Annotated in this window: 10 protein-coding genes; 5 read left to right on the forward strand and 5 right to left on the reverse strand. The window is 34.9% G+C overall.

The window, feature by feature from the left end:
- Window positions 1–141: 141 nt before the first annotated feature.
- The 3 genes from EDF66_RS02000 to EDF66_RS25980 form a co-directional block, all read right to left on the reverse strand.
- Window positions 142–585: a hypothetical protein gene (locus EDF66_RS02000; protein WP_132767828.1), complete on the reverse strand. Its 444-nt coding sequence runs from the start codon at window positions 583–585 to the stop codon at window positions 142–144.
- A gap of 841 nt (window positions 586–1,426) precedes the next feature.
- Complete coding sequence (gene bla / locus EDF66_RS02005) at window positions 1,427–2,326, reverse strand: class A beta-lactamase (protein WP_165902333.1); 900 nt, start codon at window positions 2,324–2,326, stop codon at window positions 1,427–1,429.
- Between the two features lie 51 nt (window positions 2,327–2,377).
- Window positions 2,378–2,542 carry a hypothetical protein gene (locus tag EDF66_RS25980; protein WP_165902334.1) on the reverse strand — a complete coding sequence of 55 codons (165 nt, stop codon included), beginning with the start codon at window positions 2,540–2,542 and terminating at the stop codon, window positions 2,378–2,380.
- Between the two features lie 423 nt (window positions 2,543–2,965).
- On the opposite strand from EDF66_RS25980, the gene EDF66_RS02010 reads away from it, so the two are divergent.
- From EDF66_RS02010 to EDF66_RS02020, 3 genes are all read left to right on the forward strand, one after another.
- Complete coding sequence (locus tag EDF66_RS02010; RefSeq protein ID WP_132840199.1) at window positions 2,966–3,901, forward strand: ketopantoate reductase family protein; 936 nt, start codon at window positions 2,966–2,968, stop codon at window positions 3,899–3,901.
- Between the two features lie 225 nt (window positions 3,902–4,126).
- Complete coding sequence (locus EDF66_RS02015) at window positions 4,127–5,314, forward strand: GAF domain-containing sensor histidine kinase (RefSeq protein WP_132840201.1); 1,188 nt, start codon at window positions 4,127–4,129, stop codon at window positions 5,312–5,314.
- 138 nt (window positions 5,315–5,452) lie between these two features.
- Complete coding sequence (locus tag EDF66_RS02020; protein WP_132840202.1) at window positions 5,453–5,938, forward strand: DUF4385 domain-containing protein; 486 nt, start codon at window positions 5,453–5,455, stop codon at window positions 5,936–5,938.
- Between the two features lie 68 nt (window positions 5,939–6,006).
- Here the strand turns inward: EDF66_RS02020 and EDF66_RS02025 are convergent, their stop codons facing one another.
- The gene (locus tag EDF66_RS02025) at window positions 6,007–7,236 is read right to left on the reverse strand and encodes a hypothetical protein (protein WP_132840204.1); all 1,230 of its coding nucleotides are present in this window, start codon (window positions 7,234–7,236) and stop codon (window positions 6,007–6,009) included.
- A gap of 328 nt (window positions 7,237–7,564) precedes the next feature.
- Between EDF66_RS02025 and EDF66_RS02030 the strand changes: the two genes are divergently transcribed.
- Window positions 7,565–8,404: a phospholipase gene (locus EDF66_RS02030; protein ID WP_207898389.1), complete on the forward strand. Its 840-nt coding sequence runs from the start codon at window positions 7,565–7,567 to the stop codon at window positions 8,402–8,404.
- Between the two features lie 118 nt (window positions 8,405–8,522).
- Here EDF66_RS02030 and EDF66_RS02035 read toward each other — a convergent pair whose 3' ends face one another.
- Window positions 8,523–11,207: a PAS domain-containing protein gene (locus EDF66_RS02035; protein ID WP_132840206.1), complete on the reverse strand. Its 2,685-nt coding sequence runs from the start codon at window positions 11,205–11,207 to the stop codon at window positions 8,523–8,525.
- 428 nt (window positions 11,208–11,635) lie between these two features.
- Here EDF66_RS02035 and EDF66_RS02040 point away from each other — a divergent pair, with 428 nt between their 5' ends.
- Window positions 11,636–13,801 carry an ATP-binding protein gene (locus tag EDF66_RS02040; protein WP_132840208.1) on the forward strand — a complete coding sequence of 722 codons (2,166 nt, stop codon included), beginning with the start codon at window positions 11,636–11,638 and terminating at the stop codon, window positions 13,799–13,801.
- Window positions 13,802–13,839 lie beyond the last annotated feature (38 nt).

A 13,839-nucleotide genomic window follows, 5' to 3' on the forward strand; every position in this document is an offset into this window, starting at 1 on the left:
CTAAAGACCAAATCGTATTGAAATTTATTTAAAAAAGACTTCAGTTAAAAATTTATTTGGCCAACAAAGGAAAAGGATTAGCTCATTTTTGTCCATCAAAGCTTCAATTTTTAACGTCGGTTATTTAGCATCAAAACGAATTTAAAGCTTTAGCTTTGCTTCAATCTGCAGATTTCTCTTTTCAATTTCCTCTAACATATGCATGATTTCGATAACAAAGGGATGACTAACAATTGAAATAACAGGTTTTTGGCCTAACTCATTAATACAATAGAAATCCAATAGCTGCAACAAACTTCGAATTGTACCGACAGTGCCCTGCCAATAATAAAAGTTTTCTTTTTTATGATTGATATTGCTTAATACCACATCTTTATTTATAATCAGTGATAAAGGCTTACCAATATTATCTTGTACGTAACTAATTAATAATTCCCCTTCTTCATTTTTATCTGCCGCCAAAAATAAACCAATTGCCTTACGTCTTTCTTTATTTAGAAATATGCACATCGAAAGCTGAAGTTGATCTACTAACTTTTTAGTATAAAATGATCCTAAGATTAAATCACAATTATTATCCATCATCAAAAAACAACTTTGTAATCCTGTTCATTATAATGTAACAACCACAAAAATAAAGCTTTAAATTAATAATGCAATAGAATACTCTCAAATAAGGGAAAATTAATATTTAAAAAGTTCATGATTATGATGTTTTCATATATAGAAACAACTTGATTTATTGGAATTCGTACTTTTAGCTATGTCTCAAAAGAGTGGAAATATGATTTTAAAAAATACAAATCGATTTATAGTGAAATTGTATTAACGACAATTAAATTTGATTTTCTTAACTTTTTCCAATGGAAACGAAAATAGTCTCCAGCTTTTCAGAATTCAATAATGAACTTAAATTGCAAGGTTTTGCAGCATTTCAAATTGATGATGACAGTAATGCTAAGCGTTTATACGGCCACAAGTAGAACAAGATATTACCGAAAGACTTGCTTGTGGTGCCACATAATATTTGACCGCATATTAAAATCATCAATAAAAAACTGCTTTAGATGCCTCTGACCAACTATTAAAGAAAACTCGATGAATGAAGGAAATAGATTGATGTAATTCTTTCAAATTTTTTCAAACTATTTTAGGCAACAGGTGTTCTTATTATAAGAAACAAGAACAAACATACTTTCCCAAAAAAGTGTAAAATGATAAATGACGTAGTACAGTAATAAATCCAATTGACCCATAATCTTTTGGATGACGAAACAAAAAAGAGGAAACGATAAGAAACACAAAAATTACTGTGCAGTTAAACGCCAAGATAAAGGGTCTAATGAAAATTAGGCCCTTTTGATGTTTATGAAGGGCATATACTTTTCATTAAAGATAGCCATTACTAAAAAAATTATGGTTCTCCTTATGGATTTGATACATAGTAATCCCAGATCTCCTTCGAAATTGCTGCAATTACATTTATGCCTCTTTGTTGGGGCGCATTAAAATCAGAGACAAATACTGCTATTGCGAGATGTTGACCATTGGGTAATGTGATAATACCGATGTCATTAAATGCAGCCATTATCCCCTCTTTGTTAACTCCTGACGCACCCGTTTTATGAATTAATTCAGCTGTCGGTGGTAGAAGAACTGTAATTCTTTTGCCCCAATCAGGCAATTCTCTCATTATCTGTATGAGAAAATCGTTGCTCGTTTTTGAGAGTAATTGCTGGTTATATAAGAGCTGCAGCAATCTAATCGCTCCTGCAGGTTTGCACCAATTTTTATATTGTAAGGCCCAATCTTTCTCCATCTCTCCTTCGGTATAGACGATCGAGATATCTTTTACACCTGCATAATGGAGATATTGATTTACCTCAACTGGGCCACCAGCGACTTTTGTATATAGAAAATCACAGGCATTGTTATCACTCTTTGAAACGGAATAAGTTAACAGATCAGCTAAAGTGACATCAAGATCCTGATTAGGGAAATCTTTTACCATCGGACTCCATGTGTTGGTATCCAAAGATGCTTTCGGCATATGAAATTTATCACTGAGTTTCAGTTCGCCCTTATCTACCTTATCTAGAATAGCAAAAGCAAGCGGAAACTTGAAAACACTCATCATTGGATACTCATGGTTCCCGTTTATAATGAAACCACTTTTAAAATCCATTCCCTGTACCCCTACTCCGATATTTCCTCCAGTAGTATCTATAATATGTTTTATCCTTTCTTGAAGTTGCTGAATAGACTTCTTTTGTTGACCGAGCATCAGCTGTGGAATAAACAATAGTACAACTAAAATGTACTTCATATTTTTGAAATTGACCATAAAAGTAAAAGTATAAAAAACAGCATGTAAATCTTAATAAACCAAACTCCTGTCAGAATTAGTACATGAATACCATCCGATACGCTGTAAGTATATCATATTTAGTGGCAACAGTCCCCACAAAGAGCAGGCGTATATAAGCTCGCCAAGTTGACTTGGAGAAAGCGTGCTATTGATCGTTGGAAATTTGTCTGTCATAAATTGTCTATTTATCGATGATTATAGGCAGTTTTACAGAGAAGGCTAAAACACAAATATATGCATTGCCTTTATATTATTTATAAGTGCATACACTCTTCCTTTTTATAAATTTATAAGCCATTGATTTAGGATAGCTCGGTTTTAAAAAGAAACTACAATCGTATTGTCGGACTTTTGGATATTGTATCCTTTAAATCCTTAAAGATCTCGATCTTTAATATGACATTTATCGCAATTAATACTTATTATTTTTCCTCCTATTCCAACTGGTTTATTTTCCATATTAAGCCTCTTTATTATAGCGTATTTTGAGCAGGATGAACACACAAGGATAAGGAGAAAAATGAATAAAATGTATTTTTTTTCACTTATCAAGTGATAGTTCCAAATTTGAAACCCATATTTGTTAAAAATAAATTTATGAGCAAGAAACATATTGTAGTGCTTGGACAAGGTGGTGTAGGCGGATATTTCGGTTTTAAAATAAACCAGGCAAATGAGACTTCCAAAAAGTATAAAGTAAGTTTTGTAGCAAGAGGAGAAACTTACCAGAGAATACAAGAAAACGGACTTGTTCTTCTTTCTCCTGAGCATCCTATTGATCATACCTATCCTGATGCTGTTGAACAGAACATCCGGAATCTAAAAGATCTGGATCTTGTCCTGATTTGTGTAAAAGAATACGACCTGGAAAATATTTGTCGGGAGCTCAAAGAGATCATCAGTAACGAAACGGTATTACTTCCTATGATGAACGGTGCGGATATATATGAAAGAATAAGAAAAATAATTCCCGGTAATATTATTCTTCCAACCTGTCTGTATGTTGCTTCCCATATCAAAGAAAAAGGGATTGTTGAACATAAAGGAAAAGTAGGAAAAATGATCGTAGGAAGAGATCCGGAACATTTCTCTGCTGATGTAGAGTGGATTGTTGATGTATTGAAAGAAAGTAAAATTGATTTTGATTTCAAAGATAATTCAATAACTGATATTTGGACGAAATACATCTTCATTGCCAGTTTTGGATTGGTAACAGCTAAACATAATTCTTCCATTGGAACGGTATGTACGGATGAAACTCAGAAAACCGAAGCTTTAGAGATTATGAAAGAAATAAAACTGATCGCTGACAGTAAAAGGATTGCTCTCGACAAAGAGATTATTGAGAAAACATTTGAAAGAGCAGCTACATTTCCTTTCGAAACACCAACTTCTTTACAACTTGATATCAACTCCAGAAAGGAAAATAATGAACTTGAATTGTTGGGTGGCGCCATTTTGAGGTTTGGAAAAGAATTAGCCATAAATACTCCTTTCACCTACAAAATTTATAATGAAATTAAAGTATTGTAAATTGCTAACATTTCTTTGTAAAGAGAATTTGTAGTCCCATGACACCACTTGTCTAAAAATCATTAAGATTTGCAGGCAGGTGGTTTATCAGGAACTATTATGTTTAACAGACTTTGTTTTTCAATTATTACCGGAGATATTAACACTATAATTATTTTTATATCTTTAATCATTAGAAATGCTGTCTAATCATGCAATCTAAAGTGTTAAAAATCATTCATTTATATGTACAATATTCCAAAACCACAAGATTTTCAAACTGATATAGAGCAAATTAGCCAGATTCCTGCCGTAAGTAAAATACTTGAAGTTATTTGCAGCACAACCGGAATGGGCTTTGCTGCAGTTGCCAGGGTTACAAAAGATCGTTGGATCGCTTGTGCTGTCAATGATAAAATCAATTTCGGTCTCGGAGTGGGTGGAGAATTAAAAGTCAAGACCACTTTATGCCAGCAGGTGATGGATGATCACAAAGAAGTTGCCATCGATCATGTATCGGAAGATCCGATCTATTCAGATCACCACACTCCAAGAATGTATGGGCTTCAAAGTTATATTTCGATCCCACTTTTTCTAACAAACGGAGATTTTTTTGGAACCTTATGTGCTATCGATCCGAATCCTGCACTGGTAAATAATGAGAAAATAATTGATATGTTCAAATTGTTTGCTGAATTAATTGCCCTTCATTTGGAAACTCTCCAAAATCTAAGTGAAACTCAAACGAAGTTGGTGGAAGAAAAGACAAATGCAGAAATAAGGGAACAGTTTATTGCCATTCTAGGACATGACCTTCGCAATCCGGTCGGAGCAATCTCTAGTGCAGCCCAGCTTATTTTTCGAAATTCTTTAGATGAAAAAAACTTAAAATTAGCAAAAATCATCCAGGATTCCAGCATACGTGTAAGAGGATTAATTGACAATATGCTTGATTTTGCACTTGGACGTTTAGGAGGCGGAATTGTACTGAATTATGATAACGATAAGGATCTTGAAGAAACCCTTTTTCAGATCATTATTGAACTCAGAACAGTATATCCTGATAGAAAAATATCAGCCAATCTAAATATAAATCACCCAACTAAAGGAGATTATAAACGCATAGCACAATTATTTTCTAACCTTTTAGGAAATGCTATCTCCCATGGAGCAAAAGATTCACCAATCATTGTTACAGCAAAAAGCGAGTCAGATTTTTTTGAATTGCGTGTCTCCAATAAAGGAAACAAAATTTCTTCAGAAACAGAAAGCCATTTGTTTAAACCCTTTTCACGAGGAAAAGTACATGCAGGACAAGAAGGGCTTGGTTTAGGTTTGTACATTGCTAGCGAAATAGCGAATGCGCACAAAGGTCAGATTTTAGTTAATTCTACTGATGAAGAAACCTGTTTTACATTTCAGTTCAATCAATAATATACAAGATCATCATAGTCTGACCTGAAAAGATAGTGCTCGAACGAAAGACATTAATTTAAAGAGAAATTCAGGTAATTTTTTATCAAATGATCGATAAAACAAACTGTAGGCACTTTGTTTTGTTTGTTAATTATTATGAGCAATGACAAACCAAGCTACTTAAACTTCCGATCAGAAGATTACGCATGGAAGTCCGATATTGATTATAGGTTGCAACCTAAAAAATATATGGTTGGAAAAGGGGAACAGGGCGTTTTGATCTGTGAACCCTATAAAACGGAGATCGGAAAGTTTTGGCGATTTAAAAATACCGAAATGGCAATTGAAAGTTCGGAGAAGATATTTTCAATGTTTATTGATTATCTGGATAGCGATGACTTTGTCGGTGCCGATATGGCAAGAAAGTATCTTCAGATGGGTTTTACAAGGGCAAGAAGATATTTCAATTACAAAGGCGGTAAAAAATATGATAAAGAAAAAGATTACCGTAAACTGGAACGCGGAACCGGAGACCCTGAAAAGGCAAAGGCCACTTCTATCTTTTATAAAAAATGGAAAGAGGCCGAAGATAATGAGAAGTATTCACAGTTAAAGACTCAGTGGAAAATGGTGCATGGATAAACCAATGGATAAATCGGTTTTAGCCAAATTAACTTAGGAAGACACATGGAGATCTCAAGTGAAAAGAGTTACATTTTGGTCAAGGATTTTTTTTCTTTATCATAGCTATATTCGTAACTCTTCTCTTCATCAGATGGCTGTCCTCTAAATATATTCTTATTTCCCCAGTTAGCATTTAATTTTAAAAAACTTGGTGCGATGATCCAGTTTCCATCTAAACCAATAATTCCAAATAATTCGGTTTTTTTATCCTGTGCTACAGCGCAAGCACATTTTTCATAAAAAGTTTCAGGCACTCCATCAGACTGGTCAACGGAATTACGAAAATAGTGCTTTCTGTCTACTTGTGTTTTATCCCAAAATACGATAGATGCTTTTTTAAAATCAGAAACAAAATATTCAGTTAGAAACAAAGAGTTCTCCTTGCGCTGTAAGTCTGCAATAATCCGCTCATATGAAAACTTATTATAGGCTTCCGCACATGTAATTTCATCGTTCTCAAGTTGTGTTATGGCATTTTTAATACCTGCTACATAAGATTTGAGGTACTCACTTTTATAAGCAGCTTCGTTTCCAGACATTACTTTTGACAATTTGTGGCCCTGTGCATTTTCTGCTTCAATTTTTATGACATGCCGCATTGATTCAGGAACTTTGACGCGTACATATCCATTGCCATAGTGTACAATTTCGATTTGCCCTGCAGGGGTCTGTATGGTTTGTCCTGCTGTACTAATTTCATAAATAATTTCCTTGCTTAAATTGGTCTCCATACTATAGTCAAAGCTTTTGATTGGTTTTGTGCCTTTAAGCACCAAAGTTTGATCTCCAAAGTGCGGGGAAATTATTTTATCAACCGAAATGTCTTCGCCCCCTTCGATTGTTCCATCTAAAAAGTATATTTTTTGTACTTTAAAAATTGCATCTGCGATGTTATCTAAGAAATCTAAGGTAAAATTATATCCATCTCCAAGGATATTGGATATATTAAATCGATCAAACCGGACTTCAATTAATGTATTAGGATATACATATTTTGTTATTGGCGGATATCCTTTGGGAAAAAGATAGCTTTCGTCTATCTTGCTATCATTTTGCATCTGTTCTTGCAGATCACTAAAATTAGCCCGTAAATCTCGGAGATCCGAGGGTTCATATTTATCGGCATGCAAGAAGTTATCAAGCAACAGTAGATTATCATTGAGCATATCAAGACATTCCTGCTTGGATTGACCATTTGAACAATTACTGCTGGTTAGAAAAAAAAGTATAATAATTATTTGATATATTCTTTTCATCTTTATCTTTCTAAATTTTTAATGATCTAAACTATTGGTAATTTATTGTTATTGGCTCAGATATAATCCTTAACAAGGACTAAATTAATGTATGAAATGATAAAACAAGAAGATATTTACAATACGTTTTATCCCTTTTACGATTTGATCAGGTTCACTTGTTTACACTTCACGCTCATTGCACTCCAATTCCCATAATCCTTTTGAAGGAGTATGTCTTTTGATCGTAACCAACCATCGTGAAGTTGATTAAACTGCTCTTAAACAATATCTGATGGAGTCAGATTAATAAAAAAATGTAATTTAGTCAACCTAACTAGAAAACGAAATGTATAACAACAGTGTCCGAGTGCAAATCATCTTTTTTTTCAATATAATGATTTGCACTTTTTCCCATGCGCAAACACATTTATTTAACGAAATGTCTATTGATATCACCAAGTTCTCAGAGACTAGAAATATACTCAGCGCATTACCGGTAGAGATATTTCAAAAAAAAGTATTTACAAAAAAAAGAACTAAAATCCCCTATCGGTTCCTTTTTCCGAAGAACTTTAGTACAACTAAAAAATATCCGCTTGTAATTACATTTCATAATTCTTCAAGACAAGGCAATGATAACGAAAATCAATTGGAACATTTAGCTCGAACTTGGGTAAGGGATGATATCTTTGACAAATTTAATTGCTTTGTATTAGCACCTCAATTTGAACAACGTTCCTCTACCTATTTACAAAATTCGGAAGGGATGCTGTTAGCTAGTCCATCAAAAGATGCTATTCAAATTTTGACACTGATTAAAAAACTAGAGAAGGAACATCCAAATATTGACTTAAATCGAATTTATCTAATTGGCTATTCTATGGGCGCATCGACAGCTCAAAATTTGATCAACCTAGCCCCTGAAAAATTTGCGGCAATAGTTTCTATAGCCGCTGTTCCTGACTTATCTAATCTTCATAAACTAAAGCATAAAGATATTTGGTTAATTCATGGAGAAAAAGACACAAGTAATTCATACATCGGAAGCGAAGTATTATATAAAAAATTAGACGGTAATGCCAAACTTGTTTTCACAACGTTTAAAAATCTAGATCATAACAACATTGTAATCCCTTATTTACTAACAGATGAACTTCAGAAATGGTTATTCAGTAAACAGCTATAGATTTCAGGAAATAGAACCGTTTGCATTGTCTATAGGTCCTCTAGTTGTTCTGTTTTAAGTCCTCAGCAAAAAATTATAGCTGCCAGCTGTTTGGAAAAGCATAAAATGATCCTTTTTATCAATTTTGATAGATATCCAGTTCAAAAAAGAATGTAGAACCTTTTCCTAATTCACTTTCTGCCCAGATCTTTCCTCCATGCCGCTCAATAATTTCCATGCTGAGATATAACCCAATACCGAATCCCGAAACAGTCGTATTGCCCACTCGGTAATATCTCTCAAAAAGCCTTGATAAATCTTCCTGTTTTATGCCGATGCCCTGGTCAGATACCATAACCCTTGCCCTTGTACCAATTTGCTCAACAGTTACCCAAATACCACTAGCTGCTGGTGAATACTTGACTGCATTTCCGATCAGATTGTTAAACACCTGTGCTATTTTCTGCCGGTCGGCATACACTGGAATTTCTTCGTCACTCAATTTGGCTGTGATTTTATTATTCGGAAATAGAATGCGATATTCATCACAAGTTTCCTTAAATAATCCACGAAGATCAAATGTGGATTTTTCTATGTGCATCTTTCCAGATTCCAGACGTGATACGTTTAAAAAACCATTTGTCAAGGAGGTCATTAGCCGGACTTGTTTTAATGAACGCTCTAGCGCATGTTCGGCGAATGTTAAACCATCATCCTGCTTTAACTTCAACTGTAAGATCTGGAGATAACCGTTTAAGGATGTAAGCGGGGTTTTTAATTCATGGGAAACCATACCAATGAAATCATTCTTCCGCTGCTCCTCTTCTTTGATTGCCTGAATATCTGTGGTAGAGCCGACCCACATGATCAACTCTCCCTGCGCATCGAGTACAGGAGAAGCTACATTAATGTGCCAGATGTACTGACCATCTTTATTCTTAAACCGCATCTCCGAAATAAAGGGAACTCCGGTTTTGGACGCTTGTAAAAGTCCTTGCTGAAAACTCTCAAGCTCATCGGGGTGCAACATCTGAAAATATCCGAAATCGCGGAGATCTTCGAAGCTCAACCCTGAAAAATCGAGCCATCCCTGATTGAAAAATGTTACTTCTCCGTTTGGAAGTGCATTGGATATTTTAACAGGAACAAGATCAGATAACTTGCGAAAATGCTGCTCGCTGATCTCTAATGCTTTTCGTGAATTTACCTGCTCGGTTACATCAACTGCTACAATTACAATATCAGAAACGTTATCATGCTGATCAAAAATAGGCTGGTATACGACATTGAAAAATAATTGTTTTAATTTTCCTCCATGTTCAAGCAATGCTGGTATTTCATTGGCATAGAATGGTTCTCTTGTTGCAAATACATTATCCAATATTTCAAGAAAAGGCTGACCATCAAGTTCAGGTAATGCCGACGCCAATGGAAGACCCACAATTTCCCTGGTCTTACCCCAGACATCAAGTATTTTATCATTAGCGGTCTCCACGATCAGTGTTTTACCCTGAAGCACTCCAATTGCCACGGGTGCCTCTTGAATGAGAAACTTAAATCTGGATTCACTTTGGGCAAGCAGTTCATTTGTTGCTGTAAGCTCGTTTGCGTATTGCTCCAACAGCTTTCTTGCGTGAACGCGGTCCGTAATTTCGAAAGACATCACCAATACACCATTTCTATTTCCATCTAGATCCGATAAGGGCTGATAGGTATAGTCTACATAGGTTTCTCTGATCGATCCATCAGCGTTTGTGAAAATAACCGGACTTTCCTTCACATCGATCACCTGCCCTGTTTCCATGACCTGACGAAGCTGACTTGCAAAAGGCTGGTCGGCAAGATCAGGAAGGATTTCAAGAAAGGGTTTACCGACGACTTCCTCTCTTGTTTTCTTCCAATAAGCAAGATTGGAGTCATTAATCATTTCTACAACTAGATCAAATCCCCGGATCACGACGACAGAAGCGGGTAGCATATCCAATATCTGTGCCATGTTATTACTTTCCTGTTGTGCTTTTCTTCTGCTGTGAACGAACGCGGTCACTTCGAAAGCAAAATTAAAAACCCCATCTACTTGTCCGTTAGAATCAAACCGGGGAACATAACTAAAATCGAAATAACGGTCTGTTGTCGGTCCATCTTCTTCTTTTGAAATAGCGACTAAGCGATCACGAAAAGAAACAGGAAGACCTGTTTTAAAGACATCGGTTAAAGCTTGTGCAATATCGGTATCAACAATTTCGGGAAGAGATTCGAAAAACGGGCGGCCAACAAGTGAGCGACCTGGCAACATGGCCTGATAATTGGGATTTACAAATTCTATTAATAGATTATCGCCAGTCATGACACTAATCCCAACAGGTGCCTGAAGGAAATAATCGTGCAGACGGTCACGATCTATTTTCATTGCATTATTAAAAGCGGTATCTTTTTCACGTTCCATTACCTCTTTCGTATTTTCCTGAACCCAGATCGCTACCTTATGCACTTTACCGTCAAGATCTACCATCGGTGCATAAACAAATGTTACATAAATAAGCTCCTGCTTACCATTGCGCATAAGAATCATTGGCACCTGATCGGCATGATAGGCCTTATTATTAGAAACAACATGACATAAAATATCCTCAAATTGCTCCCTCACTTCTGAAAATGTTTCCCAATAAGATTTACCGATTAAATCCTCTTCCCTTCTACCTGCTATCTGGAGAAACTTCTCATTGGCTAATTCGGCGATAAAACCGTCCGAATTGAGAATACAAATTCCAGATGGTGCAGTGTCTACCAAGGCTTTTAGTAGATGGTTATCATTAAAATTCATTCATTACAAAATAAAATACGAAAGTAGCTGATTGTTGCGCAGGAGATGTATCAAAAATTTGCTATTATGCTATAGTAAAGTCCAAAAGCCTGCCCTTCTTAGGCAAATAATATAAACGGTCAATGTCAAAAAAACTGCTATGCTATGTTCTGCTGGTCAAAAATATCATGAATATCTTTATTGTAGAACTATAAATAAAAAATTAATGAAATATACGTATTTATACCTTTACCGCACGTTTTAATTCGTATTATAGCAGTACGAGCAGGGTGACGCTTAAAATGATTTCATTTTTATTTCTTAAATTTACTCTCTGTTTCTGATTGAAATAATATTCTGAAAGAATAAGCTTGTAAAAAAATCTAATTCCTCCTCGATATTACATCAAAATAACAATAATATATTATTGAACGTTTTTAATAGCTCTTATGGAATTTTTAGATTGTGAAGATGAGAAAATTACACTATGTGGTCTGATCCAGGATCTCGGTTTTCTATTTGTATTCAATAACAATAAAAGATGCATAGCTGCTAGTGAGAATGTTACTTTACTGTCTAATACTCCTTTAGAAAAATATTTAGATCTTAATATCGATATCATTCTAGCTGCTTTAACGGGCAATGACAAATTAGTCTTTGAAACCGTAGAAGATAGTTTCAATACCTCTATTTTTTACAGATTTACAGAAAAAATAATCATCAATAATGAAAATTATGATTTAAGTATTTATCGCTATAATGATCATACCTATGTGGAAGCGGAGATTTGCAATAAAAATCTGTTAAAACCTAATCGATTGTATTATTATGCTAAATATTTAGAAGAGAATAAAACAGATATCTGGAAATCGCTTACGAATATCATACGCCAGATTATTAATTATGACCGGGTAATGGTCTATCAATTTTTGGAAGACAGCAGTGGGAAGGTTATTGCAGAATCAAAATCGGAAAACATACATTCACTGTTAGGCTATCGCTATCCTGAATTTGATATACCCAAGCAGGCCCGCGAATTGTACACCATCTTTCTTGCCAGACATACTGCAGATATAGATGGAGCTACACATAAAATCATCAGTAATGATCGCGCGGATATCGATTTAACAAAAACAAGCATTAGAGCGCTATCTCCCATCCATCTCCAATATTTAAGAAATTCTAAAGTTAGCGCTAGTGCAAGCTTCTCTATTATAAAAGATGGCAAATTATGGGGACTGGTTACCTGTCAGAATAATACACCGCTACATGTGGATCTTGCCCAGAGGCATCTTTGTACTTTTTTGACCCAATTTGCTACGAATCATCATATTTCTAATTTATTAAAAAAAGATATAGAATTGCAGAATACAATGCATATTCTAGAGAAAGATCTAAAAGGTGATCTTTTAATAAACAGAGATACACATGATGTTCTTGAAAGGTTTGGCGAGAAGATCATGCACATCATGAATGCTGATGGACTGTATTTAAAATATGCTAAAAATGAAAAATCTTTCGGCATAATTCCCGACAGAAATCAGTTGCAGGAAATCCATAATTTCATAAAAAATGACATTGGAATAATTTCCAGCAATCAATATAAATTCAGCAGTGGTATAAACCAACTTCCTGGCGTGATGGCTACAGAGATATTACCACAATCAGATTGGAAAATATACCTGTTCCGCAAAGAGCGCTTAATAGAAGAGATATGGGCAGGAAAACCTGAAAAGCATCTTCAGTACGATGCAACAAAAAAAATAAGCTTTCCTTCTCCAAGAACTTCTTTTGATGCATGGAAACAAATAACGGGCAATACATCCTCACCATGGCTTAAGATCGAGATATCATTCTTAGAGCGTATTGTTTTCCTTATTCAACAAGCAATTGCCAAAAGGAATGCCGAAATAGAACAACTTAACAAAGATCTTGTCCGTTCTAATAATGCGCTCGATACTTTCAGCTATACACTGACACACGACCTTAAAAATCCGTTGTCATCCATCAAACTGGGAGCACAGATGTTATTGATGAAAAATGATATTCCAAGGGAGCTTTTACTTAAACTGGCGAACAATATATTAGATGCATCAGCGCTTATTACCGAAATGATCGATAAGGTTCATGAATTATCTAAATCGAATTCGGTTGCATTAAACCTTGAAATCTTGGATCCAAAAAACAATATCATTTCCATTACTGAAATTGCGAAAAATCAATACGCTGTTGATGGTCTGGATTTTAAAATGGGGGAAATTATTCCTATAAGAGGCGAGCGAACTCTGATCTATCAACTTTTTTTAAATATTATCGGAAATGCGGTTAAGTACAGCAGCAAGCAAGAAAACCCAAAAGTTGAAGTATACAGTACACAATCTGGAACGATGGTAACCTACTTTATTGTAGATAACGGTATTGGAATGGATCTTCAGAAAGAAAATAATATTTTTGATATCTTCCAAAGACTTTCAAACTCCTCAGGATATGATGGTTCTGGAATCGGACTTTCTATAGTAAAAAGAATTATTGATCGATTAGGAGCGGATATTCGAGTTGAAAGTGCTGTAGGAAAAGGAACAACATTTGAGATTATATTTGAGAATGCTGAATAATGTATTCTTCTTGTCTTGATCTTTAAGGAACACGATCA

Origin of the sequence: Sphingobacterium sp. JUb20 (assembly GCF_004342035.1) — a bacterium.
Taxonomy (GTDB): domain Bacteria; phylum Bacteroidota; class Bacteroidia; order Sphingobacteriales; family Sphingobacteriaceae; genus Sphingobacterium; species Sphingobacterium anhuiense.